At 60.9% G+C, this 25,014-nt stretch carries 24 protein-coding genes; 15 read left to right on the top strand and 9 right to left on the bottom strand.

Annotated features, from left to right (window positions below; translation table 11 throughout):
- Positions 1 to 207: 207 nt before the first annotated feature.
- The gene (locus AGR13A_RS14880) at positions 208 to 1,440 is read left to right on the top strand and encodes a M24 family metallopeptidase (protein ID WP_080837045.1); all 1,233 of its coding nucleotides are present in this window, start codon (positions 208 to 210) and stop codon (positions 1,438 to 1,440) included.
- Between the two features lie 10 nt (positions 1,441 to 1,450).
- Here AGR13A_RS14880 and AGR13A_RS14875 read toward each other — a convergent pair whose 3' ends face one another.
- The 3 genes from AGR13A_RS14875 to AGR13A_RS14865 form a co-directional block, all read right to left on the bottom strand.
- Positions 1,451 to 1,768, bottom strand: coding sequence for a cupin domain-containing protein (locus AGR13A_RS14875; protein WP_003499912.1), 318 nt, complete (start codon positions 1,766 to 1,768; stop codon positions 1,451 to 1,453).
- Positions 1,769 to 1,808: 40 nt separating this feature from the next.
- Positions 1,809 to 2,546 (bottom strand): FadR/GntR family transcriptional regulator, encoded by a 738-nt coding sequence (locus tag AGR13A_RS14870; protein ID WP_035225735.1) that lies wholly within the window; start codon positions 2,544 to 2,546, stop codon positions 1,809 to 1,811.
- Positions 2,547 to 2,680: 134 nt separating this feature from the next.
- A complete protein-coding gene (locus AGR13A_RS14865) occupies positions 2,681 to 3,478 on the bottom strand; it encodes an NAD-dependent epimerase/dehydratase family protein (RefSeq protein WP_080837043.1) in 798 nt (265 codons plus the stop codon).
- A gap of 175 nt (positions 3,479 to 3,653) precedes the next feature.
- Here AGR13A_RS14865 and kduI point away from each other — a divergent pair, with 175 nt between their 5' ends.
- From kduI to AGR13A_RS14820, 9 genes are all read left to right on the top strand, one after another.
- Positions 3,654 to 4,478, top strand: a complete 825-nt coding sequence (kduI, locus tag AGR13A_RS14860; RefSeq protein ID WP_080837042.1) for a 5-dehydro-4-deoxy-D-glucuronate isomerase — start codon at positions 3,654 to 3,656, stop codon at positions 4,476 to 4,478.
- The gene (kduD, locus tag AGR13A_RS14855) at positions 4,475 to 5,218 is read left to right on the top strand and encodes a 2-dehydro-3-deoxy-D-gluconate 5-dehydrogenase KduD (RefSeq protein WP_003499905.1); all 744 of its coding nucleotides are present in this window, start codon (positions 4,475 to 4,477) and stop codon (positions 5,216 to 5,218) included. The genes kduI and kduD overlap by 4 nt, the downstream gene beginning before the upstream one ends.
- Before the next feature lie 113 nt (positions 5,219 to 5,331).
- Positions 5,332 to 6,243, top strand: a complete 912-nt coding sequence (kdgD, locus tag AGR13A_RS14850) for a 5-dehydro-4-deoxyglucarate dehydratase (protein ID WP_080837040.1) — start codon at positions 5,332 to 5,334, stop codon at positions 6,241 to 6,243.
- Positions 6,244 to 6,278: 35 nt separating this feature from the next.
- A complete protein-coding gene (locus AGR13A_RS14845) occupies positions 6,279 to 7,415 on the top strand; it encodes a D-galactarolactone cycloisomerase (RefSeq protein ID WP_080837037.1) in 1,137 nt (378 codons plus the stop codon).
- A complete protein-coding gene (locus AGR13A_RS14840; protein WP_080837035.1) occupies positions 7,412 to 8,290 on the top strand; it encodes an amidohydrolase family protein in 879 nt (292 codons plus the stop codon). The genes AGR13A_RS14845 and AGR13A_RS14840 overlap by 4 nt, the downstream gene beginning before the upstream one ends.
- 142 nt (positions 8,291 to 8,432) lie before the next feature.
- Positions 8,433 to 9,410: a TRAP transporter substrate-binding protein gene (locus tag AGR13A_RS14835; RefSeq protein WP_035225639.1), complete on the top strand. Its 978-nt coding sequence runs from the start codon at positions 8,433 to 8,435 to the stop codon at positions 9,408 to 9,410.
- A gap of 78 nt (positions 9,411 to 9,488) precedes the next feature.
- Positions 9,489 to 10,010, top strand: a complete 522-nt coding sequence (locus AGR13A_RS14830; RefSeq protein WP_003499857.1) for a TRAP transporter small permease — start codon at positions 9,489 to 9,491, stop codon at positions 10,008 to 10,010.
- Positions 10,011 to 11,291: a TRAP transporter large permease gene (locus AGR13A_RS14825; RefSeq protein ID WP_035225635.1), complete on the top strand. Its 1,281-nt coding sequence runs from the start codon at positions 10,011 to 10,013 to the stop codon at positions 11,289 to 11,291.
- Between the two features lie 110 nt (positions 11,292 to 11,401).
- Entirely contained in the window at positions 11,402 to 12,496 is a 1,095-nt protein-coding gene (locus AGR13A_RS14820) for a glycoside hydrolase family 88/105 protein (protein ID WP_080837034.1), read from the top strand.
- Positions 12,497 to 12,713: 217 nt separating this feature from the next.
- Here the strand turns inward: AGR13A_RS14820 and AGR13A_RS14815 are convergent, their stop codons facing one another.
- The 5 genes from AGR13A_RS14815 to AGR13A_RS14795 form a co-directional block, all read right to left on the bottom strand.
- Positions 12,714 to 15,209: a TonB-dependent receptor gene (locus AGR13A_RS14815; RefSeq protein ID WP_308400245.1), complete on the bottom strand. Its 2,496-nt coding sequence runs from the start codon at positions 15,207 to 15,209 to the stop codon at positions 12,714 to 12,716.
- Between the two features lie 91 nt (positions 15,210 to 15,300).
- Positions 15,301 to 16,251 carry a FecR family protein gene (locus AGR13A_RS14810; RefSeq protein ID WP_167377553.1) on the bottom strand — a complete coding sequence of 317 codons (951 nt, stop codon included), beginning with the start codon at positions 16,249 to 16,251 and terminating at the stop codon, positions 15,301 to 15,303.
- Positions 16,248 to 16,772, bottom strand: coding sequence for an RNA polymerase sigma factor (locus AGR13A_RS14805; RefSeq protein ID WP_080837030.1), 525 nt, complete (start codon positions 16,770 to 16,772; stop codon positions 16,248 to 16,250). The genes AGR13A_RS14810 and AGR13A_RS14805 overlap by 4 nt, the downstream gene beginning before the upstream one ends.
- Before the next feature lie 143 nt (positions 16,773 to 16,915).
- On the bottom strand, positions 16,916 to 18,181 hold the full coding sequence (locus tag AGR13A_RS14800) for an ATP-binding protein (protein ID WP_080837028.1): 1,266 nt from the start codon (positions 18,179 to 18,181) through the stop codon (positions 16,916 to 16,918).
- Positions 18,178 to 18,909, bottom strand: a complete 732-nt coding sequence (locus AGR13A_RS14795; protein WP_208612405.1) for a response regulator — start codon at positions 18,907 to 18,909, stop codon at positions 18,178 to 18,180. Before AGR13A_RS14795 ends, AGR13A_RS14800 begins: the two co-directional genes overlap by 4 nt.
- A gap of 202 nt (positions 18,910 to 19,111) precedes the next feature.
- On the opposite strand from AGR13A_RS14795, the gene AGR13A_RS14790 reads away from it, so the two are divergent.
- The 4 genes from AGR13A_RS14790 (at position 19,112) to AGR13A_RS14775 (ending at position 23,262) form a co-directional block, all read left to right on the top strand.
- Positions 19,112 to 19,702, top strand: a complete 591-nt coding sequence (locus AGR13A_RS14790; RefSeq protein ID WP_080837024.1) for a hypothetical protein — start codon at positions 19,112 to 19,114, stop codon at positions 19,700 to 19,702.
- 127 nt (positions 19,703 to 19,829) lie between these two features.
- Positions 19,830 to 20,075, top strand: a complete 246-nt coding sequence (locus AGR13A_RS14785; protein ID WP_080837022.1) for a hypothetical protein — start codon at positions 19,830 to 19,832, stop codon at positions 20,073 to 20,075.
- Position 20,076: 1 nt separating this feature from the next.
- The gene (locus AGR13A_RS14780; protein WP_080837020.1) at positions 20,077 to 21,300 is read left to right on the top strand and encodes an efflux RND transporter periplasmic adaptor subunit; all 1,224 of its coding nucleotides are present in this window, start codon (positions 20,077 to 20,079) and stop codon (positions 21,298 to 21,300) included.
- Positions 21,301 to 21,303: 3 nt separating this feature from the next.
- Positions 21,304 to 23,262: a MacB family efflux pump subunit gene (locus AGR13A_RS14775; RefSeq protein ID WP_080837018.1), complete on the top strand. Its 1,959-nt coding sequence runs from the start codon at positions 21,304 to 21,306 to the stop codon at positions 23,260 to 23,262.
- A 16-nt stretch (positions 23,263 to 23,278) separates the two neighbouring features.
- Here the strand turns inward: AGR13A_RS14775 and AGR13A_RS14770 are convergent, their stop codons facing one another.
- Complete coding sequence (locus AGR13A_RS14770; protein WP_035225621.1) at positions 23,279 to 23,515, bottom strand: acyl carrier protein; 237 nt, start codon at positions 23,513 to 23,515, stop codon at positions 23,279 to 23,281.
- 311 nt (positions 23,516 to 23,826) lie between these two features.
- Between AGR13A_RS14770 and AGR13A_RS14765 the strand changes: the two genes are divergently transcribed.
- Positions 23,827 to 24,924, top strand: coding sequence for an acyltransferase family protein (locus AGR13A_RS14765; RefSeq protein ID WP_080837016.1), 1,098 nt, complete (start codon positions 23,827 to 23,829; stop codon positions 24,922 to 24,924).
- Positions 24,925 to 25,014 lie beyond the last annotated feature (90 nt).

Genomic DNA, 25,014 nt, shown 5'->3' with positions numbered 1-25,014 from the left:
GGGCTAGCTCTCCATATATCTCGACCCTTGCCCCCTCATCCCGCTGCCGCGGACTTCTCCCCGGCGGGGAGAAGAAACAAGGGGCATCCGCTCGCTCCAACTGACGAATCTCAGGATGGAGACATCATCTTCCACCTTCTTTCCTCTCCCGGTGACTGCTAAAGCGTAGGTTTATAAACCTGCAGCCAAACAATCACCGGGGTTCCCATGAGCGATATCGACCGAAGCCGTGCCCAGCAGCTGATGCGGGAAGCGGGCATCGACGCGCTGGTGCTTTTCCAGCCCGAAGCCTTCCGTTATGCCGTCGGCGCCCATGCCGGTGTCGCGACCATGTGGGGCAGGGCCGGTTCGGCAATTGCGCTTGTGCCGGCCGATGCCGGGGCGCGGCTTGCCGCTGTCGTCAGCGATCATGCCGCCCCGCTTGTCAGGAGGGCCGCGCCGGATATCGATCTGCGCTGCCATCGCATCTGGATCGATATGGTCGATCTTTCGGGCGCCGAAACCATCACGCAGGTGGACGATGCCTATCGCCGCAACAATTCCGGTGGCCCGAGGCCGGAGACATTCGACCGCGCCACCTGTTTCGGCCTGCTGGCTGACCTGCTGCGGGAGCGTGGGCTGTCGGCGGCGCGTATTGGCGCAGACCTCGAATTCATGCCAGCCGCCGATTTTCTGGCGCTGCGTCAGGCGCTGCCCGATGTCGACTGGGTTGACGGATCGGCCGTGCTGCGCCGTCTGCGCGCCGTGAAATCCGAGCGCGAGATCGAGCTTCTGAGGCGCGCGGCGACAGCGGCGGAGGCCGGGCTGGTCGCGATGGCCGCTGCCGTCAGGCCTGGCGCGCCGCTCGGCGGGCTTTCCACTGCCTGGAAGGCCGGCGCGCAGGCCCATGCCATGAAATCCGGGTTTTCGCTGAGCGGCCATTGGGACTACATATCCGTCGGACCCGCTTTATCGGATATGGCGGCGGTTGTGACGCCGGGTGCGCTCATCAAGGCCGATGTCGGCACGCTGGTCGACGGTTATTCATCGGATGGCGCGCGGAGTTTCTCGTGGGGGCCGGTCTCTCCGCTCGCTGCCGATATTTTCAAGGCGCTGGAGGCAGCCTTTGCCAGCGGGCTCGAAGCGATTCGTCCGGGCAATACATTCGGCTCGGTGCACGCCGCCATGCTGGCCTCGATGCGCAGGCAAGGTTTCAGCGAATATTATCGCGGCCATTTCGGCCATTCCGTCGGCGGTGGCGTGGGTATCGAGGAATGGCCGTTCTTTTCCCATGACAATCCGGAAATCATTCTTCCCGGCATGGTCGTGGCGCTTGAAGCGCCGTTTTATGGCGAAGGGCTGGGGGCGCTGATGATCGAGGACCAGTTCCTCGTCACCTCGGCAGGGACAGAGTGCATGAACAGCTTGCCACGCACCCTGCGGGATTTGTCTCTAGACTGATTGCCGTCCCTCAGAGGAAATCGTCGCGGCGCGGGGTGAAGCAGTCGATCAGCTCGCCCTCTTCCAGACACAGGCAGCCGTGCTCGATATGGCCGGGAACGACAAGACTGTCGCCTTTCTGCAGGTCGTAAGCCTCGCCGTCGCGGTAAAAGCGGAAGCTGCCGCTGGCGACATAGGTGGATTGCACATGCGGGTGGCTGTGCAGCTTGCCTTCCGCACCGGTCTTGAAGCGGAACGAAACAACCATCAGTTCAGGCGCTTCGGACAGCACGGTGCGTTCAACGCCATCGTCGGGTGAAACGGTCGGGAATGTCGGAAGCTGCTGCATGTTGTTCTCCTCGGTCTGCAATATGGATATGCGGGAAGTTTCAGCGTGGTGCGCGCAGCATGGCGCGATACCGCGTCTGGCTGCTTTTCAGGTGATGGCGCATGGCGTTTCTGGCCGCCTCTTCGTCACCGTCCTGTATCGCAATCAGGATTGCTTCATGCTCGCCGACAAGCCGATTGAGATCGGCGGGCGAAAGCACGGTTTCCGTGCCGTTCTCAGCAACGGCGCGGCGCGGAATGAGGGTGGGGCCAAGCACCTGCAGAAACTCGCTGAAGCGCGGATTGTTGGTCGCCTCGGCCACAGCGAGGTGGAAGGCGAAATCTGCCTCCGCCGTTGGCACACCCCTGGCGGCACTGGCGCGGAAAGCATCGAAAGCTTCGATGATCTTTTCCTCCTGTGCCGGGGAGCGGCGAACAGCTGCAAGACCGGCGGCATCCCCCTCGACGGCGGTGCGCAATTCCAGCATTTCGATCAGTGACGAGACCCGGGCAAGATCGACATTGTGGAAGGGCCGCCGCTCGACAGGTGCGGGCTCCAGCACGAAGACACCGGCACCCTGGCGCGGCTCGACCAGACCGTCGGAGCGCAGCGAGGCGATCGCCTCGCGCACCACGGTGCGGCTGACGCCGAATTCCTGGGTCAGCTGCGCTTCGGAAGGCAGGCGCTCGCCCGTCTTGTAACGGCCCTTGGCGATCTGGCCGCGCAGTTCCTCCGAAACCTTGACCACAAGCGTCCTTGCTTGCGGAGCTGCCGGTTCGGAGGTCGTTGCTTTTATCATTTTCATCGCCGTTCTAAAAAAGGGTGCAGGTTTGCGCCCGGTATTCCTCGATACGTTATTCGCGGCCCGGCTTGCAATCCCGCTGAACGCGCAGGAAAGGCCGGTTGTCGCGCCTGTTGGCCTCGCATGGCATTTCAGTTCGCCTTGAAGATCGGGTTGTCGATGAAAACGCCGCCCTGAAACCGTGCCACCGCATCGTTCGGGTCCGGTTGCGGCATTGTCTCGGCAATGTGCTGCCGGAAGGCCTCGGCATTGTCCTTCGGTTTCCAGCCAAGCCAGCCGAGATGCGAATTGTCCCACCAGCCCGCATCATTTGCAGACGCGCCCCAGACGACCGGGCAGCCAAGCACCGGCGCGCGGAAAACCGCCTCGATCAGCGATGTGAAATCATCCTGCGAAAACCATGTCGACAACATGCGGTGGTTTTGCGGTTCCGCCGTGCAGGAGCCGATACGGACCAGCGCCGTCTCCTGACCGAATTTTTCGAAATACATGCGGGCGAGGCTTTCGCCGAAACATTTGGAAACGCCGTAAAGACCATCCGGCCGGAAGGGGACGTCCGGTCCGAGCCGCTCGGTCTGGGAATAATAACCGATCGTGTGGTTGGAACTGGCGAAGACGATGCGCGGCTGGCCGTGGGCGCGGGCGGCTTCGTAGAGATTATAAAGCCCGATGATATTGCCCTGAAGGATCTGCTCGAAAGGCCGCTCCACCGAAATGCCGCCAAGATGGACGATGCCGTCACAATCGGCCACCATCGCATCGACGGCTCCGGCGTCGGCCAGATCGCATTGCACGCATTCTTCGTTCGGCCCGGCCGGATCGAGCGGCGCAAGATCGGCAAGGCGCAATATCTCGGCCATCGGTGCGAGGCGCTTGCGCATGACGCGGCCGAGCTGGCCTGCCGCACCGGTAACAAGAAGCCGTTTCATTGCAATTCTCCTAAACGAATGGGCTGCGGATCAACGAAGCTGCGGAAAACCCGCATCCAGCCTCTCCGGCGTGGTCGAGATATCTCAGCACCTCTTGACCTTATCATACAGATCGTACAAAAAGCGGATAACATATATTATGTCCTATGCGCAACAATCATGAAGGATGAGTTTGATGCTGACCGTCGAAACAAGGCAGGCCGTCAACCCGGAATTTGCTAAAACGCTCGATACCGAAGGGCTTCGCAAGCATTTCCTCGCCAGCGACATGTTCCGTTCCGGTGAAATCAGACTGATCTACACCCATTACGACCGTTTCGTCATGGGTGGCGCGGTGCCTGATGGCGCACCGCTGACGCTGGACAAGGTAGAAGAAACGAAGACGCCGTCTTTCCTTGATCGGCGCGAAATGGGCATCGTCAATATCGGCGAGACCGGCACCGTCAGCGCCGGCGGGCAGAGCTACACGCTCAATCGTGGCGATGTGCTTTATCTCGGTGCGGGCAGCGGTGCCGTTACTTTCGACGGGGCAGGGCGATTCTACATCACGTCGTGCCCGGCCCATCGCAGCCTGCCGGCAAAGCTCGTCAGCCTTGCCGATAGCAAGGAGGTCAAGCTCGGCGCGACAGAGACTTCCAACAAGCGCACCATCAACCAGTTCATCCATCCGCTTGTCATGGAAAGCTGCCAGCTGGTGCTGGGTTATACGACGCTGGAGGACGGCTCCGTCTGGAACACCATTCCTTCCCACATTCATGATCGCCGCATGGAGGCCTATCTCTATTTCGGCATGGATGAGAAATCCCGTGTTCTGCACCTGATGGGTGAGCCGCAGGAAACCCGGCATCTGTTCATCTCGAATGAAGAGGGTGCGGTTTCGCCGCCCTGGTCGATCCACTCCGGCGCCGGCATCGGCTCCTACACCTTCATCTGGGCGATGGCGGGAGACAATGTCGACTATACCGACATGGACTTCATCCAGCCGGGGGATCTGAAATGAAAAATCCCTTTTCGCTTCAAGGGCGTAAGGCATTGGTGACGGGCGCCAATACGGGGCTCGGCCAGGCAATCGCCATCGGCCTTGCCGCGGCCGGTGCGGAAGTGGTCTGCGCCGCCCGTCGTGCGCCCGACGAAACGCTGGAACTGATTGCGAAGAATGGCGGCAAGGCCAGTGCGCTCACGATCGACTTTGCCGATCCCTTGGCGGCGAAGGACAGCTTTGCCGATGCCGGTCTGGATATTCTCGTCAACAATGCCGGCATTATCCGCCGTGCCGATTCCGTGGAGTTTTCCGAACTCGACTGGGACGAGGTGATGGACGTCAATCTCAAGGCGCTGTTTTTCACCACGCAGGCTTTCGCGAAAGAGCTGCTGGCGAAAGGCCGCTCCGGCAAGGTGGTCAATATCGCCTCGCTCCTGTCGTTTCAGGGTGGCATCCGCGTGCCCTCCTACACGGCGGCGAAACACGGCGTGGCCGGTCTCACCAAGCTTCTGGCAAATGAGTGGGCCGCAAAGGGCATCAACGTGAATGCCATCGCACCTGGTTACATCGAAACCAACAATACCGAGGCGCTGCGCGCGGATGTGGCTCGCAACAAGGCTATTCTCGAGCGTATCCCGGCTGGCCGCTGGGGACATTCCGAAGATATTGCCGGGGCGGCGGTTTTCCTCGCATCGCCGGCGGCGGATTATGTGCATGGCGCCATTTTGAATGTGGATGGCGGCTGGCTGGCGCGTTGATCCGCGCCAGTTTCGAAAATTCATCATATAACTTGTATGATGACTTATTGACAGATATACGGCAAGCGGTTTAGGTGACTTTCAGTCAGTGAACTTGCAGAGGAATTTCGTCCATGAACCCTGAACAAATCAAGGCGGCGCTCGGCTCCGGCCTGCTCTCCTTCCCGGTCACCCATTTTGATTCCGAGGGCCGTTTTGCGGCCGATAGCTACAGGGCGCATGTCGAATGGCTCGCCGGTTACAAGGCGCCGGTGCTGTTTGCCGCCGGCGGCACGGGCGAGTTCTTCTCGCTGAAGCCGGATGAAATCCCCGCCATCGTTTCGGCAGCCAAGGAAGTGGCCGGTGAAACGGCAATCGTTTCCGGCTGCGGCTACGGCACCGAGGTTGCGGTCGATATCGCCCGTTCCGTCGAAAAGGTCGGTGCCGATGGCATCCTGCTTCTGCCGCACTACCTCATCGATGCGCCGCAGGAAGGCCTCTACGCGCATATCAAAAAGGTCTGCCAGTCGGTCGGTATCGGCGTCATGGTTTATAACCGCGACAATTCCGTGCTCCAGGCGGATACGCTGGCGCGTCTTTGCGATGAATGCCCGAACCTTGTCGGCTTCAAGGATGGCACCGGTGATATTGGTCTCGTTCGCCAGATCACCGCCAAGATGGGTGATCGCCTGATGTATCTCGGCGGCATGCCGACGGCGGAACTGTTTGCCGAAGCCTATCTCGGCGCCGGCTTCACCACCTATTCCTCGGCCGTCTTCAACTTCGTGCCGGGTCTTGCCAACGAATTCTACGCGGCGCTGCGTGCCGGCGAGCGCGCCACCTGCGAACGCATCCTGACGGAGTTCTTCTATCCGTTCATGGCGATCCGCAACCGCGCCAAGGGTTACGCCGTCTCCGCCATCAAGGCCGGTGTTCGCCTGCAGGGCTTTGATGCGGGCCCGGTGCGTGCGCCGCTGAAGGACCTGACGAATGAGGAAATCGGCATGCTCGATGCCCTGATCGGCACACACAAGCGCAAAGCCTGATCAAGGTCTGATCCGGGTAAAACGGGAGGGGAGCGATGAAGATAACGGCGGTGCGCACGCATCTGCTCGAACATCGGCTGGATACGCCGTTTGAAAGCGCCTCCATGCGCTTTGATAGGCGTGCCCATATTCTGGTGGAGATCGAATGCGATGATGGAACCGTCGGCTGGGGCGAATGCCTCGGTCCGGCGCGACCGAACGCCGCCGTGGTTCAGGCCTATTCCGGCTGGCTCATCGGCCAGGACCCGCGCCAGACCGAAAAGATCTGGGCCGTGCTTTATAATGCCCTGCGCGACCAGGGCCAGCGCGGCCTCAGCCTCACCGCTTTGTCCGGCATCGATATCGCGCTCTGGGATATCAAGGGCAAGCATTACGGCGCTTCCGTCTCGATGTTGCTGGGCGGACGCTGGCGCGAAAGCGTCCGCGCCTATGCCACCGGCAGCTTCAAGCGCGACGGCGTCGACCGCGTCTCCGACAATGCCGCTGAGATGGCGGAACGTCGGGCAGACGGTTTCCACGCCTGCAAGATCAAGATCGGTTTCGGCATTGAGGAGGATCTTCGCGTCATCGCCGCCGTGCGCGACGCGATCGGGCCGGATATGCGGCTAATGATCGACGCTAATCATGGTTATACCGTCACGGAAGCCATCACGCTCGGCAACCGTGCGGCTGACTATGGCATCGACTGGTTCGAGGAGCCGGTGGTTCCCGAACAGCTCGATGCCTATGCCCGCGTGCGGGCAGGACAGCCTATTCCGGTTGCGGGTGGCGAGACCTGGCATGGGCGTTATGGCATGTGGCAGGCGCTTTCCGCCGGTGCGGTAGATATTCTCCAGCCCGACCTCTGCGGCTGCGGCGGTTTTTCCGAAACGCAGAAGATCGCCACGCTCGCCACGCTGCACGGCGTGCGCATCGTACCGCATGTCTGGGGCACCGGTGTGCAGATTGCCGCCGCCCTGCAATTCATGGCGGCGATGACACCTGACCCGGTGCGGGTCAACCCCATCGAGCCGATCATGGAATTCGACCGCACGCCCAATCCCTTCCGCCAGGCCGTGCTGAAGCAGCCGATCGAGGCGGTGAACGGCGTTGTCGCCATTCCCAATGGTCCCGGTCTCGGCATCGAGATCAATCGCGATGCGCTTACCGAATTCAGGATGCCCGACGCATGAGCGACCTTGAACGTCAGCTGACCGGCACCCCGCCGAAGCCATCCTTTCCGAAGGGTGCCGTGGACACGCAGATGCATCTCTATCTGCCGGGATATCCCGCCTTGCCGGGCGGGCCAGGCCTGCCGCCGGGCTCGCTTCCGGGGCCTGCCGAGTACCGACAGCTGATGCAATGGCTTGGCATAGACCGCGTCATCATCACCCAGGGCAATGCCCACCAGCGCGACAATGCCAATACGCTTGCCTGTGTTGCCGAGATGGGCGAGGCCGCGCGTGCGGTGGTGATCATCGATGCCGGCACGACCGAAAAGGACATGGAGCAACTGGCGGCCGCTGGCGCTGTCGGCGCGCGCATCATGGATCTGCCGGGCGGTGCCGTGAACCTTTCCGAACTGGAAGCGGTGGACGAGCGTGCTCATGCGGCTGACTGGATGGTTGCGGTGCAGTTCGACGGCAATACGCTGCTCGATCATCTGCCGCGCCTTGAGACAATCCGCTCGCGCTGGGTGTTCGACCACCATGGCAAGTTCTTCAGGGGGATTAAAACCGATGGCCCGGAAATGGCCGCGCTTCTGAAACTCATCGATCGCGGCAATCTCTGGTTCAAATTCGCCGGGGTGTATGAAAGTTCGCGTGAGAGCTGGCCCTATGAGGATGTTGCCGCCTTTTCGCGCGTAGTCGCGGCCCATGCGCCGGAGCGCATCATCTGGGGCACTAACTGGCCGCATAATTCCATCCGCGAGACTGCGGCCTATCCGGACGATGCCCGCCTTGCGGAGCTGGTTCTTGGCTGGCTGCCGGATAAGGCGGCGCGCCAGCGCGCGCTGGTGGATAACCCCGAGGTCCTGTTCAAGCTGCCGCCATTCGTGGCGGCATAGTGTCAATCCGGGATGGTTGGGAAAGGGAGGTCCCATCGTCCTTGTCAAGTGAAAGGTCTTTGCATGCCGGCCCGGATGGGCGTGAAAATTCGGTCCTATAGCCTGGAGGGGCTGGACCGTTGTTACAACGGAGGAGGAAGACATGAAAAAGATTGCAAGCATGATGTGCATCGCGATGGGGATCGCGCTCGCGGGCGTTTCCGCCAAGGCGCAGGAAATCACCCTGCGTTCGGCAGACATCCATCCCGACGGTTATCCGACGGTCGAAGCAGTGAAATATATGGGCGAGCTCCTGTCTGAGCGGTCCAAGGGCCGCATCAAGGTGCAGGTCATGAACAATTCGGTTCTCGGCGGTGAGAAAGACACCATCGAGCAGACCCGCTTCGGCGTCATCGACCTGAACCGCGTCAATGCCGCGCCCTTCAACAATCTGGTGAAGGAAACCACCGTTCTCGGCCTGCCTTTCCTGTTCCGTTCGACGGAGCACATGCACAATACCGTTGACGGGCCGATCGGCGACGAGGTTCTCGCGGCCTTCGAACCGCACGGCCTTGTCGGTCTTGCCTTTTATGATTCCGGCGCGCGTTCCTTCTACACCACCAAAAAGCCCATCGAAAAACTGGCGGACCTCAAGGGCCTGAAAATCCGCGTGCAGCAATCGGATCTGTGGATTTCGATGATGCAGGCGTTTGGCGCCAACCCGACGCCGATGCCGATGGGGGAGGTCTATTCCTCGCTTGAAACCGGTGTCGTCGACGGTGCGGAAAACAACTGGCCGTCCTACGAATCCGCTCGCCACTACGAGGTCGCGAAAAACTATTCGCTGACGGAACATTCCCTCAACCCGGAAATCCTCGTGATGTCCAAGGTCTCCTGGGACAAGCTGTCTCCGGAAGACCAGAAGCTCGTGCGCCAGGCGGCGAAGGATTCCGTCGGCAAGATGCGCGAACTGTGGAGCGCCCGCGAAAAGGCCTCGGAAGAAAAGGTGCGTGCCGGTGGCGTCAACGTCATCAAGGTCAACAAGGAGGAGTTCGCGGCAGCGATGGGTCCGGTCTACGACAAGTTCGTGACCGATCCGAAGATGAAGGACCTTCTGGAACGGGTCAAAGCGGTCAAGTGACATAGGGGAAACCGGCTCTGGCGACAGGGCCGGTTTTCTTTTGCAGCCGTCTTGTTTGAAGGAGGAGGAGGAAGGCAAATGCGAAACTTCATGCGGGCGGTTCGCCCATTTCTCGGCGCACTCAGCCATGCGTCGCTCTATATTGCCGGTATCGGCATGGTCGCCATGACGCTTATCGTCGGCTGGCAGGTCTTTGCCCGTTATATCCTGAATGATTCACCCAGCTGGTCGGAACCGCTGTCGCTTCACCTCATGTCGTGGTTCATCATGCTGGGGGCCGCGGTCGGTGTGCGGGAGAGCGTGCATCTGGGGCTGGATATTCTGCGTTACATGATGCCGCCGCGCATACAGAAGGGAATGGACCTGACCAGCCTTGCCCTGATCTTTTTCTTCGGTGTCGGCATGGCCTGGTACGGAACATCGCTTTCCATCGGAACATGGACGGCGACGGTCCCGGTTCTCGGCTGGCCGGGCGGCACGGATTTCTTCCCGCTCGTGGGCGGCGGTTTCCTCATTGCGCTATTTGCTGCCGAACGTTTTGTCGATCTCGCCATCGGCGAGGAGATCGCGGCGGATATTCTCGTGCAGGAGGCCGCGTAAATGGCTTACACCATCCTCTTCGGTGTCTTCACCCTTTTGATGCTGATCGGCACGCCGATCGCCTTCTGCCTTGGCATCGCTTCTTTCGTTACCGTGCTTTATCTCGGCCTGCCGCCCATCGTGGTGTTCCAGCAGATGAATTCCGGCATGAACGTGTTTGCGATGATGGCGATCCCGTTTTTCATCTTCGCCGGTGACCTGATGGTGCGCGGCGGTATCGCCCATCGCCTCATCCGTTTCGCGGCCGGTCTTGTCGGCCATCTGCGCGGTGGTCTCGGGCAGGTCAATATCGTCGCCTCGACGCTGTTCGGCGGTATTTCCGGTTCGGCTGTGGCGGATGCATCCGCCGTCGGCGGGTTGATGATCCCGCAAATGGCCAAGCGCGGTTATGACAGGGACTATGCCGTCAATGTCACCGTCAATGCCGCCATCATCGCGCTGATGATCCCGCCATCGCACAATATGATCCTTTATTCGATCGCGGCGGGCGGTAATGTCTCGGTGGCCGATCTCTTCACCGCCGGTATCATTCCGGGCCTGTTGCTTGCCGCAGCCCTGATGGTCACCGCCTACATCGTTGCGCGGCGCAAGGGTTATCCCTCCGAGCCATTCCCCGGCTTTTCCAAGCTGATGTATTATCTTCTGGCGTCGTTCCCCGGCATCCTGCTGATCGGCATCATCTTCGGCGGCGTGCGTTCGGGCATCTTCACCGCAACGGAAAGCTCCTGCATCGCCGTTCTCTATGCCTTCCTCGTCGCCATGCTGGTCTATCGCGAGCTTGACTGGAGCGGTTTCGTGGAAGCGGTGATGGGCGCGGTTCGGACGACGGCCATGGTTCTCCTGGTCATCGGCACGGCGGCGTCCTTCGGCTGGCTGATGGCGTTCCTGCAGGTGCAGACCCTGATGATCGCAGCCATCAGCGCGATTTCGGACAATCCGATCATCGTGTTGCTGGTCATCAACGTCATCCTGCTGCTGCTCGGCACCTTCATGGACATGGCGCCCATGGTCATCATTTCCACGCCGGTGCTTCTGCCTGTGGTGAAGGCCTTCGGTATCGACCCGGTGCATTTCGGCGTGGTGATGATCCTCAATGCCGGCATCGGCCTCAATACCCCGCCAGTCGGAACGGTGCTATTCGTCGGCTGCGCGGTCGGCGGCATATCGATCAGGGAGGCGATGCGGACGATCTGGCCGTTCTTTGGAGCAAGCATCGCGGTGCTGCTTGCCGTGACCTATATCCCGTCACTTTCGCTTTGGTTGCCGTCGCTCTTCCGGTGAATGCAACGGGATCTTCAAAAACAGGCCTCGCCATTCCGGCGGGGCCATGATGCATGGGGTCCGGCGCAGGCAGACCCATTTCATCTGTCAGAAATTTATTGAGAAAATCCATGAAAGCCACTGATTATTTTGACCAATTCTCTATTCACTATAGGCCCTACAAGGCCGGTAGCTGGTGTTATGAGGATGGATGTGTCTATCGGGGGCTACAGCTTTTATTCGAGGCCAGTGGCGATGAGCGCTGGCGTCACCACCTCCATCGGCTGGCCGACGCCCAGATATCGGCGGATGGAACGCTCGCCGGCTACAAGCCGGCAGAATATAATATCGATCATATTCTGGCCGGCCGCATTCTCTTTCCCCTGGCCGTGGAAACGGGTGACGCGCGTTACCTTGCCGCGGCGGATCATCTGGCGGGCCAGCTCCGCACCCATCCGCGCATTGCCGCCGGCAATTATTGGCACAAACAGCGTTATCCGCATCAGGTCTGGCTGGACGGGCTTTATATGGGGCTGCCCTTCCAGATCGAATATGCGCAGGCGACGGGTCGCACCGAGCTGATCGACGATGCGCTGCGGCAGTTTTCGTCCGCACTTTCGCTCACCGCAGATGCCGGCGGGCTTTACGTCCATGGTTATGACGAGAGCCGCAGCCAGCGCTGGGCCGACCCCTCGACCGGCCAGTCGCCCGCCATCTGGGCGCGTGCCGTCGGCTGGCTTGCCATGGCGCTGGTCGATGCATTGGTGATTTTACCGGATGACGGCGCGACAGCACCGCTTCGCGAGCGTGCACGTCTACTTCTGGCCGGCATTGTTGCGCGGCAGACGGAAGCCGGCCTCTGGATGCAGGTGCTCGACAATTCGACCCTTGCCGGAAATTACGAGGAAACCTCCGCTTCGGCCATGTTCGCCTACGCTCTGCTGCGTGCTGCCCGGCTGGGACTTTTGCAGGGCGAGGAGGCCGATGCCGCCGTTTCGGCGGGCCGCCGAACGCTTGAGGCGCTGCTGGAGACGCGGCTCAAGGTGGACGAGGAGGGCATCACCCGCCTTACCGGCATCGTCCACGTCGCGGGCCTCGGCGGCTTCGAGGGCAATTATCGCGATGGCTCGCCGGGGTATTATCTGACCGAGCCGGTGGTGTCCGATGATGCCAAGGGTGTGGGGCCGCTGATGATGGCCTATGCCGAGGGGCTTCTTCTGAAATGACAGTGGGGTGAGGGCCTAAGCGGTCTCCACTGAGTAGTGCAAAGCCCTCGTCACTCTCGACGTCATCCTCGGGCTTGACCCGAGGATCTACGGTCGATCGATCAATGGATCCTCGGGTCAAGCCCGAGGATGACGGAGAGTGAGGGCAGGTTCGGATGCCCTTTATCGATGTTCGGGGCGGAAAGCTCCGCCCCCCGTTGGCTCAGTCATCTTCCGCTCAGAACTTGCGGCTGATCGACAGCTTGAAATTGCGCCCCGGCATGGCGGCAATGCGGTCGCTGAGATAGGGGAAGTAATATTTGTCGAACAGGTTGTCGACCGAGGCGTGCACTTCCAGCCCGGCCATCAAGCCTTCCTTCGGCGTCCAGTCGACGGCAATGCCGTGGACGGCGTAGCCGGGGCTTTCGGGTCGGGCATAGGTGGCGCCGCCCTGGTTGGCGGGCGTATTTTCCTGCGCGGCGACAAATTGTCCGTTCCAGCTCAGCGCCAGATCCCAGTCAGGCAGCTTGTAACCCAGCTGGAGATTGGCGGTGAACGGGGAAAGATCGTTCGCATAGGTATCTGGACCATAGACATTGTTGATGGCGCCGTTACGCGAGCCGTTCATCCAGGAAAGGCCGAGATTTCCGAAGATGTGGTCGGAATCGTAGCTTGCCGAAACGTCGAGGCCGTAAATCTTGTAGGAAGGCGTATTCCAGTAAAACGGCACGTTCTTGACGCCGGCAAGGTTGGCGGTGCCGAAGCGGCGCGTGATGGGATTGGTAACATTGTTATAAAAGCCGCCGATCGAGGCCGTCAGGCTGTCGCCTTTCAGGAATACCTCGTCGAATTGCTGCGAGACGCCGATGTTGAAATTGTTGTTGCGCTCCACTTTCAGGTTGCGCGACGTTCCCGATGCCGTGGTTGCCAGGCTTTGGCTTGAATAAAGCTCGTCGATAACGGGCGCGCGCATGGCATAAGCCCAGTCGGCGAAAAAGGTGGTGCCCGGAACCGCTTCCCAGCGCATGCTGAGCGCCGGCGTCGCACCGCTATGGGAAACGGCGGAATAATCGTGCCCGGCCGCCGGAGTGTTAAAGCGCGGCGCCGCATTTGGAACGCCCTCGGAGCGGACATGGTCGAACCTGATGCCGGGTGTCACCTTGAAGGTGTCGGTCAGGCTGATTTCGTCGCGGAAAAAGGCGGATATGGTTTCCTGCGTGCCTTCCGGTTTGATCCACGATGCATAGTAGCCATAATTATATTGCGCACTGGTGCGGTTGGCGATGTCGTACATCCACGAGTCCCGGTCGTGGCGCATATATTGCACGCCGTAATTTGCTACGTGGGACAATCCGCCCAGTTCGAAATTGGAGGTGTTCTCCGCTTCCAGCTTGAAGTCGGTATATTTCGTATCGTCCTGCATGCCGCCCAGCGATCCGCTTGGCACGAAACCCGGAATGGTCGGGCGGGTCATGTCGAGGCTGGTGGCGGAGAAGCTCGCCATCGCCTTGAAATTCACGAGATCGCTGTCGCCATCATAGGAATATTTCAGCGTCGAGGAGAAGTCCTCCATGTCACGCCAGGCAAGCGCCCTCAGCCGCGCCAGATCGTAACCATAGGTCTTGATGGTGTAGGCGGTGAGACCCAGATCGCCGCGATTGGCGGCAAGCGGGCCGTAATCGGCCGATTTGCCGTAGATGACCGAGGCGCGCAGTTCGTGGCCGTCATAGGCAGCGCCGGCATTGGCGGAAAAGGAGGTGATCTTGTCGTTGGAAGCGTCATAGACCTGCCCGCCGCCGACGCGCACATTGTCGCTCTTGCGCCAGATCACCGAGGCAAGTCCGTCATAGGTCACGGGGCCGCCGAAATCCGATTTGCCGTAAATGGCCGCCGATCCGAGCTGCTGCCTGTTGGCCGACTGATAGCTCGTCTTGCCCCAGGCGCCGAAGGTCTGTCCCGGTTTCAGCATGTCGGAGGCCGTCTTGCTTTCCATGATGACGGTGCCGCCGAAACCACCATTGCCATACCGAACGGACGTCGCGCCTTTCTGGATTTCCACGCGTTTGAGCAGTTCCGGATCGATGAAGACCGTGCCCTGATCGTAGCGCTCGAAATTCTTCGGGGCGCCGTCGAGCAGAAGTCGCACGTCGGATTGGCGGGCGAAGCCGCGAATGGCGGTGGATTGGCCCTGCAATCGCACGCCGCCGCTGGAACTGACGCCGGGCGTTTTCTGGAGAAGTTGCGGCAGGGAGGTGGCTTGCGCCGCCTCGATGGTAGCCTGATCGATCTCGACAACGCTAGGCGCATCGCCGTTGAACACACGTCCACCCTTCAGCGTGATCGGCTCGAGAAGCGTCCCGTCGCCGTTTCCGGCCGTTGTGGCCGCCCGGCTCGCCATTTCCATCCGGACGGTTTTTTCACCGATGAACTGATAACGGATGCCGGTTCCTGAAAGCAGCCGCTCCAGCGCCTCAGCCGGGGTCATGGTGCCCGAAACAGGGACGCTTTTGAGGCCCCTTGCAACGGAAGCGTCATAGACCATCTGCAGGCCGGACTGGCTGGCGAGACGATTGAGCGCGGTCGCCATATTGCCGGCGGGCAGATTGATTGCGATCCTCTGCGTTTGCTGTGCCAGAGCCGATGCGGGAATGGCTGCCACCGCAGCACTCGCAAGCAAAACGGACAATAGCGAAATGCGGGTCCTGTGGCGGAAAGTCGGTTCTGGTCTTGTCATGGCGGGCACGTCTCCGGGGCAGCAAATAGTGTTCTGCTCCACGAACGAACGGCCCTTCGTTTCAGGGACACCCTCACCAAAAAAATTTCATTCAATAAAGAACCGTCAGATAGGGACCGGCCCTCACGGCACCGATTTCAAGGGCGGCAGCCAGATCGGCGAGAGCGGCGCTCGGATTGGAAAGATCGAAATTGCCCGACAGCCGTTTTTTCCGAAGGCTCTCCCGGGTCACGACGATGCGGCCGGGGAGATAACGCTCAAAGGTTTCCACCACCTCGGCAAGCGGCTTGTCCTCGAAGATGAAGCGGCCGTTGCGCCAGGCGGCGATGGAGGCGGGATCGACGGTCTCGATGCTGCCCATCTTGCCATCGGAGGCATAATCCACGCGCTGGTTTTCATTCAGCCGGCCGCTCTGGCCTCGTTTGCCCGTCTCCACGGAGACGCTGTGTTCCAGCACCGTCACGCTCGTTGCCTCGCTGCGCATATCCACGTCGAAGGCGGTGCCGAGCGCAGTGGTCGTGCCGCCCGCCGCCTCGACCGAAAACGGCCTCGCCGCATCGGGCGCGACTTCAACGAAAATTTCCCCGCGCAGCAGCAAGACGCGCCGCTCCTTTGCGGAGAAACGCAGCGCGATGGCGGAATGCGCGTTCAGGGTAATGGTCGAACCGTCCGGCGTGGTGACGACCTGCCGTTCCGCCGTGCCGGACATATGGTCGGCACGCAGACGCATGGGCATATCGGCCAGATAAAAGCCGGCCAGCAGCGAGACGCCGGCAATTGCCGCTGCTGCCGCCTTGCCTTTGCCGCCGCCGCGCTTGCGTGTCGCCTTCATCAGAAACGCCCGGTCGCCCGCGAGGAGAGCACCGGCGTCGCCCATGAGACATCGGACACGCTCATAGGCCTTTGCATGCTTCTCATCCGCAGCCAGCCAGGCGTCGAAATCCGCCGCAAGTGCCGCGTCGTCCGGTCTTTCGCGCTTGTGCAGAAACCAGTCGACAGCTTCCTCGCGCAGCATGGAGGCGTTTTTTGCAAGCCCGGTCACAGCGTTTCCTCCAGGCATTCCAGGCAATGGAGATAGGCTTTGCGAAGATGGCGGTCGACCATGTTCTTGCTGATGCCGCTTCTCTCGGCGATCTCAAGCGAATTCAGATTTCCGATGCTGCTGGCAAGAAAGACCTGCCGGCGCTGCAACGACATGCTCATCACGGCGCGTCGCAATACCTTCAGCCGATGCTCCCTGTCGGCGAGGCTGTCCGCATCGCTGACGGGTTGCGGAGCGGCAAGCGCTTCCTCCATGCTGCCGGAAAACAGCCTGCGCTCGAATTGTTCGCGACGAAGGCGATCAATGCCGAGATTGGCGCAGGCGCGGATCAGGAAGGCACGGATGAGCGAGGTATTTTCGGGAAGCCGGGGTTTACCGGTCAAGCGCAGGTAAAGATCGTGGACGATCTCCTGCGAGATGGCGGTGGTGTGCCCACGCCGGTTCATGGCCTTGCACAGTTCCTCATAATAGAGCTGTACGGCATCATCGATGAGTGCGCGTGACGTGGGCTTGCTCCACATGCGGCGGGTTCCCGGTCGGAAGGATTGAGCGATCCCGGGCTCAATAGGTGAAAAATCACCCGAAGGCAAGAAACATGACTAATTTTATCATGTATTTTGCCGTCAATAAAAGCGCTATGGCCGGTGCATAGTGCCGGCCTTTGTCAGGCGGCCGCTCTGGCGAAGATCACCGTCTGGATCAGGCCCTGTTTCTTGTGGTTCGCGATGGTGATCGTGCCGCCGAAACGCTCGATGATTTCCTTGGCAATGGCCAGGCCAAGCCCGACGCCGGGGATCGACTTGCGCCGCGCGAGATCCACCCGGAAGAAGGGTTCGAAAACCCGGCCGATCAGCTCCTGCGGAATGCCGGGGCCTTCATCGCGGATCGTCACGACGATCTCGTTTTCATCTTCGGTCAGGTCGATATGCGCCTTTTTCCCATGGGTGACGGCGTTGAGCACGAGGTTGCGCAAGGCCCTTTTGAGCGCGAGCGGCGCAGCCTTGATCGTCATGGCCGTCTCCGGCGCCGTAAAGTCAAGCGCACCGGCATGGCCGAGATCGGAAAGGTCCCTGACGATTTCGCCAAGCAGCGCGCCGATATCGATTGTCTGGACGGTATCCTGGTTCACCTCTTCGCGCACCAGCATGATGGCGCTGTCGGCGATAGCGTCCAGTTCTTCCAGGTCCGCCAGCCATTTGGCCCGCTCCTCGTCGCTTTCGATGAATTCCGCCCTCAGCCGCATGCGGGTCATCGGCGTTCTGAGATCATGGCCGGCGGCGGCGACGAGGCGCATCCGGCTTTCCATCGCCGCCTTCAGGCGCGTGGCGAGTTCGTTCAGCGCCCGTGCCGTGGCGCGGATTTCGCCCGGTCCTGTTTCCGGCAGGCGTGGCAGCGAACCGTCTGGCCCGATGCTGGCCGCCGCATTTTCCAGCATGTCGAGCGGGCGGGTGATCTTGCTGGCGGCAAAGATCGAAACCGCAGCACTGCCGAGAATGATGAGGCCAATCCACATACCGAAGACCTTCCAGCCGCCGGGTGGCGGGCCGATATGTGGAATTTCCGCGACCAGCCATCCGCCCTTTTCAAGCGCGATGACAGCCAAGGGGGCGGGATTGCCGGGCGTTCGGATAACCATCAGGGTGCGCGGCTCTCCAATTCGGGCCATCGCCTTCTCCAGGAATTCGGAAAGCCTGCCATCTGGATCGCCTTCAGGCGGTTTCTGTTCGATGCGGAAATAACCCGGCTGCTGCAGGGAGGAATCCCGCTCGGCCATGGTCACGGCAAAGGCGAGGCTGCGCGCCAGGGGTTCGATGGTGGTGTCGGGCGGCGGCGGTTGCAATGTCCGGTCGGCCACCACGGTCGCAAGCGCGATGACCGCGATGATGGAGGCGATCAGGAGGGCCGCGATGCGGTTGCGGAGCGAGTTCATCGCTGCACCGGCAGGGTTCTGACCTGCACCGTCATCTGGTAACCGCCATTGCGCACCGTCTTGAAGATCGGGGTGTCAGTGTCGGCGTCCAGCTTTTTGCGCAACCGGCTCATCAGCACGTCGATGGAGCGGTCGAAAGGTCCCCGGTCCTTGCCCTGCGTCAGGTCCAGAAGCTGGTCGCGGGAGAGAAGCCGGCCGGGCCTGTCCAGAAAGACTTTCAGCAGATCGAATTCCGCCCCGGTCAGCTCGATCTTCCCGCCGCCGGCACGGATGACGGAGCGTTGCTCCGGATCTGCGGTAAACTGCGCAAAACCATAGGCGGGAGATGCGGTGCGTGGAGCCTCCTGCGGTGTCGCACGGCGCAGCACCGCCTTGATGCGCGCTGTCAGTTCGCGTGGGTTGAAGGGTTTGCCGAGATAGTCGTCGGCGCCGATTTCCAGCCCGACGATCCGGTCCACATCTTCCTTGAGCGCGGTCAAAAGAATGACCGGCGTGCGCGGCCGGCGTCCCTGCAGGTCGCGGCAGATATCGAGGCCCGAGCCATCCGGCAACATCACGTCGAGCACGATGAGATCGGGATCGGAGCTTGCGATCTTTTCCTCGAATTCGCGCCTGTCGGCGGCCATAGAGACGCGAAATCCCTGCGAGCCGAGATATTTCGCCAGCAATGTGCGTATTTCCGGATCGTCATCAACGATCAATACATGTGTAACCGAAACCGTCGTCATATCGTCCAACCTTTTGATGCCACTATACATAAGCGGCGCAGGGACGCGGCGGATTTTTGCAACGAAAGCTTTCTGGGGCCGGTCTGGCAACATTCGGTTACAAATAGGCCCGCTGCGGAAGACGATCAGAAACATTCGGACCAAAGCCGGAAACCCGGCGCTCCTATCGTCCTTTCATGTTGGAAAACGGAAGGAAGGTAAGATGAGAAACTCGCTACTGGCCACCGCCGTCATCGCGACAGCAATTCTGGGTGGTTCCGCTGCCTCGCAGGCCGAGGAGCAGAATGCGCCGGCACCACAGGCAGCCGGGCAGGCCATGCCACCCGCCGGTGCTGATCTCGGCCCGGATCGCGCGCCGCCGCCCCATATCGGCAGGATGCCGCGCCCTGATGTTCTGGGGCTGGCAACGAAACTTTCGGCAGCCGAAATCTATCTCGGGGTCACGCCGGAACAGCTCGGCCCATGGCGGGCCTATGCCACGGCGTTGATCGATCTCGTTTCGCCCGGTGCGGATCGCAATCCGCCACCGCCGCAGGGTGCGGAACCGCGTCTTGCCGGCGAGGAGCTGGCCGGCATCATGGTGAAGAAGGCTGAGCAGGCGAAGGCATTGCAGGATGCGGTGGCTGCACTGAAGCCGAAACTTTCACCGCAGCAGGTGCTGAAGCTGACCGAACTCGAGCGCGCCTTGATGCCACCGCCTCCGCCTCCGCACCATGGGTCCGGGCAGGACGGTCGTTTCGGACCGCCGCAAGGCGGCAGAATGCCGCCGGTCCCGCAGGCAGAGCGGGGCTGACGCCACCATTCGCAGTTTCCTCCTTTAATCTGCCCCCCAGTAGAGGAGGAAATCAGCCGGCAACGGCTGTAGCCGGGGGATCGCACGCCTGCGATCCCCCGCGTGATTTTCAAGCGGGAAGACGATGATGAGATATTTCTATGTGGTGCTGGCAACGGCCTTTGGCCTGAGCTTCGTCTGGTCGGTCGCCCTGGCCAAAGACCGGGTGGTGGAAACGCCGACAGTGAAATCGCGGCAGGAGGAAAAGCGGCAGCATTCCGCTTGCAGGATGGAACAGCGCGAGAAGGCGGGCTCCAGGCGTCTTCGTAACACCTGCCGCAAGGATGCCGTGGAAAAACCGCTGGCGCCCATAACCGGCCGGACAGGACGTTAAAATGAAAACGGCACGGAAGGCAGGCGTTTTGCTGGCGATTACGGCCCTGGCTGCAGGCGGGTTCTGGCTGTCCTCGCAATATACGCGTGCGGCCACGCCTGGTTATATCACCGCACCGGTGACACGCGGGGATATAGAGCAGACGGTTCTGGCCACCGGAACGCTGAAACCCGTTCGGCTCGTCGCCGTTGGCGCGCAGGCTTCCGGCCGCATCACCGCGGTCAGGGTTGCGCTGGGAGACACGGTCAAGGCGGGCGATCTCGTCGCCGAGATCGATTCCGTCACCCAGACGAACAGCCTGCGGACCGCGCAGGCGGCGCTTGCCAATGTGAAGGCGCAGCGGGTGGAGAAACAGGCAACCCTTGTTCTCAACCGCCAGAGCCTTGCCCGCCAGCAGGAAATGGTTTCCAAGAATGCCGCCTCCCGCGCCGATTTCGAAAGCGCCACCGCGGCACTCGCCGTCACCGAGGCGCAGATACAATCCATCGACGCCCAGATCGAGGAGGCGCAGGTCGCGGTTGAAACTGCGGAGGCCAATCTTGGCTATACGAAGATTACCGCGCCCATCGAAGGCACGGTTCTGTCGATCGTCAGCCAGGAGGGGCAGACCGTCAACGCCACCCAATCCGCACCGACCATCGTGATCCTTGGCCAGCTGGACCGGATGACGGTGCGCACGGAGATTTCCGAAGCGGATGTGACGCGGGTGAAGCCGGATCTTCCGGTCTATTTCACGGTGCTCGGCGAGCCGCAGCAGCGTTACGATGCGACGCTTTCCTCGATAGAGCCGGCGCCTGAATCGGTGCGCAGCGATTCCAGCTTCAGTTCCTCAACCTCGTCCACATCGACCACATCGTCTTCCAGCACCTCATCGTCGGAGGCGATCTATTATAATGGTGTGTTCGAGGTGCCCAACCCGGAAGGCAAGCTGCGCACCTACATGACGGCGGAGGTTCATATCCTTCTCGGTGAAGCGAAGGACGTTCTGACGGTTCCCGCCGCAGCCCTCGGTAACGTGGACGCAAACGGCGATTATTCGGTGCGCGTGGTGGCTGCGGACAGCAGGATTTCCGAGCGCAAGGTCAAGGTCGGACTGAACAACAAGGTTACGGCGGAAATTCGCTCTGGCCTTGCCGAGAACGAGCGCGTTGTGACCGGCGAGCGTTCCGCTGACATCACCACGAACGCCATGCCGGGCCCCGGCGGGCCGCCGATGGGGCTTTGAACCATGGCTGATCCCTTGATCACTCTTAAATCCGTGCGGCGGGACTATCCCTCCGGTGAAGGCACGATCAGCGTTCTGAAGAACATCGACCTCGCCATCGAGGCCGGCGAGATGGTGGCGATCGTCGGCGCGTCCGGTTCCGGCAAGTCGACGCTGATGAATATTCTCGGCTGCCTCGACCGGCCGACCTCGGGAAGCTACAGCATCAGGGGCCGGGAAACGGCGCATCTCGATGCCGATGAATTGTCGGCGCTCCGACGCGAAAATCTCGGCTTCATCTTCCAGCGTTACCATCTGCTTGCGGAGCTGACGGCGCTCGGCAATGTCGAGATACCGGCGATCTATGCCGGCAAGTCGCAGGGTGAGCGTAGGAGCAATGCCGCAAGGCTGCTCGGCCGCCTTGGCATGGCGGAACGCCTCGATCACCGTCCCGGCCAGCTTTCCGGTGGCCAGCAGCAGCGTGTCTCCATCGCCCGCGCCCTCATGAACGATGCCGAGGTCATCCTTGCCGATGAGCCGACCGGCGCGCTCGACAGCGCGAGCGGCGACGAGGTGCTGCGCATTCTCGACGAGCTGCATGCCGAAGGCCGCACCGTCATCATCGTCACCCATGACATGTCGATTGCCAGACGCGCGGGGCGGATCATCGAAATAAGCGACGGCGCCATCGTTTCGGACCGGAAGGCGGATGCATTGGCGATATTGCCGGAGGAGACCCGACCCGCCGCGGTTTCCGGCCGGGCTTCAACTATTTCTGGCGTCGTTTCCTCGCTGCGGGAAGCCTTGCTCATGGCGCTTCTGTCGATGCGGGCGCACAAGCTGCGCACTTTCCTCACCATGCTCGGCATCATCATCGGCATTGCCTCGGTCATCAGCGTCGTGGCGCTGGGGCAGGGGTCGCAGCAGCGCGTGCTGCAGAATATTTCAAGCCTCGGCACCAACACGCTGGAAATCTTCGCGGGCAAGGATTTCGGCGACATCAGGTCGGGCAAGATCACCACGCTGGTCGTCTCCGATGCCGATGCGCTCGCCAAGCAATCCTATGTCGCGGCGGTTACGCCGACGGTGTCGACCTCCAGCACGGTGCGTTTCGGTGCGAAGGAAGCGAATGCGCTCGTCAACGGCGTCAGTGAGCGTTATTTCGTCGCCAAGGGCACCAAGCTGTCGCAGGGGCGGTTTTTCGACGCGGCAAGCGTTGCGCAGAAGGCGCAGGAGGTGGTGATCGACGAAAATACCCGCAAATCGCTGTTTGCGGATTTCAGCGGCAGTCCCGTTGGCCAGGTCATCCTCATCGGCAAGGTGCCGGCCCGCATCGTGGGCGTTACACAGGCGCAGCAGGGCGGTTTCGGTTCAAGCCAGAACCTGTCGCTCTATCTGCCCTATACCGCCGTCCAGTCGCGTTTCCTCGGCAGTCTATCGCTGCGCAGCATCACCGTGCAGGTGAGCGACGATACCGATGCCGCCATTGCCGAACAGGCGGTGACCGCGCTCCTGACCCAGCGGCACGGCACGCGGGATTTCTACATTCTTAATACCGATGATATTCGCCAGACAATTACCAGCACCACGCAGACCCTGACGCTCCTGATCGCGGCGATTGCGGTGATTTCGCTTCTGGTGGGCGGCATCGGGGTGATGAACATCATGCTCGTTTCCGTCTCCGAGCGCGTGTCGGAAATCGGCGTTCGCATGGCGGTGGGCGCGCGCCGCGCCGATATTCTGCGGCAGTTCCTGATCGAGGCGGTGCTGGTCTGCATCATCGGCGGCACTCTCGGAGTGCTGAGCAGTCTCGGCTTCGGCCTGCTCTTTTCCGCCTTCAGCGGCAATTTCGCAATGGTCTATTCCACGACGCCCATTGTTGCCGCCTTCGTCTGTTCGACGTTGATCGGCGTTGTTTTCGGTTACCTGCCGGCGCGCAACGCCTCTAAACTCGATCCGGTTGCGGCACTGTCGGCGGGGTGATGCCCGCCGCTTTCTTTCACGCCTTGTTTTTTTCGATGAAGCGGATGGCGTCGCCGACCGTCAGGATCGTATTGGCGGCGGAATCGGGAATTTCCACGCCGAATTCTTCCTCAATTTCCATCACGACCTGGACAACTTCGAGGGAATCGGCACCGAGATCGTCAGCAAAATTGGCCTCTTCGACAACCGTGGCGGGATCTGCACCCAGCTGGTCGACGATGATTTTTTTGATACGGTCTGCGATGGTGGACATGGTGGGACTCCGCGAAAGTTGCTTGCCGCCGAAAGACCCGATTCCCATTTACGCCGAAGCTCCCTGCAAAAACCGAGGCCGGTTTTCCAAGGGGCGTGGTGCATAGAGTCATAAAGTCAAAACATCGATGACATCCGGACGTAGCACGCCTTTGGCAGCGGCGAAAGAGCGTCGGATATCGGTAAATGCCCTGTCTAAATATGGGGCGTTTGGCGCGTTGACCAGTTTGTGACTGGAAGCGATGAACCGCTGCGGGTTAAAGCTCGTTTTCGTGGAAGAATATTGTTCAGTCCCGTCGAGCATCAACGCCAATGGCCCACTCATCCCCGGAACGCTTCATATTGCTTGATGGCATCAGGGGTGTGGCTGCACTCTTCATCGTGCATCGCCATGCCGAGGCATTGTTCGGGAAAAGCACGGCGTCGAGCTATCTTGCGGTGGACCTGTTCTTCGCACTCAGCGGTTTCGTGCTGGCGCATGCCTATAGCATGAAACTGCGCGAGCGGACGATAACGCCCGGTTTTTTCATGAAGGCGCGCCTTGCCCGGCTCTACCCGCTCTATGGGCTGGCCCTGGCCCTGATGACGGCCTATTTCATCTGTCTTTATGTTCTGGGCCTGCCGACGCCGATTGACGATCTTCATCGCCTTATTGATCCCGGCGAATTAACCTTCGCTCTGGTGACGGGGCTGCTGTTTCTTCCCGCACCCTTCACGCTGACGCTGAACGGCGCATTGTTTCTCGTCAGCCCGGCATGGTCGCTATTCAACGAGCTGGTGGTGAATGCGGTTTATGCCCGCTGGGGTATCAAGGCGACGACAAGACAGACAATCATGATACTGGCCTTGAGCGCCATTGTGCTTATGGTCGCGGCGGCCGAATTCGGCCGGCTGCATGCGGGTTTTCGCTGGAACGAAATGTATGCCGGCATGGGACGGGTGTTCTTTTCGTTTTTTGCAGGTGTGCTGATTTACCGGTTCCGCAATCGCTTGCCGGAATTGAAACCAATCCGGGCCGTGCTTTGCCTCGCGCTGGTCTGCGTCGTCCTCGCCGTCCCGGTCTCGCGTGAGCTGCGGCCGTTTTTCGATCTCGCGATCGTTCTGTTCGTCTGGCCGCTACTGTTGTTCGTGGCCAGCAAGACGGTTCCGGGCCGTTGGACCGGCGTGCTGTCAGGATTTCTCGGAACGGCGTCCTATGCGGTCTATGTGCTGCATATTCCGCTTCTGGCCTGGACGGAATTTCTGGTCCCGGGTGTCCACGGCGAAAATATCGCCTTGCCAGCCGGTATCGTTTTCCTGATCGCAACCACGTTTCTCTCATGGTACCTGACGGTCCATTACGATCAGCCGCTCCAGAAATGGTTGAAGACACGCCTGAAAAAGCGCGCCGAGATCAGGCAGCCAGTGTAGCGGTAAGTGGCGAAGCTCAATAATGGGCGAAGATCGGAGCCGTCAGGACAAAGGCCGCGACGAGGCTGATGATCGTCAGTTTCGCGGCGC

The sequence above is a fragment of the Agrobacterium genomosp. 13 str. CFBP 6927 genome, from assembly GCA_900012615.1.
In the GTDB taxonomy this organism is placed as follows: Bacteria; Pseudomonadota; Alphaproteobacteria; order Rhizobiales; family Rhizobiaceae; genus Agrobacterium.
Note: the sequence above shows the minus strand (reverse complement) of the source record. Positions and strands in the feature narration are given on the sequence as shown.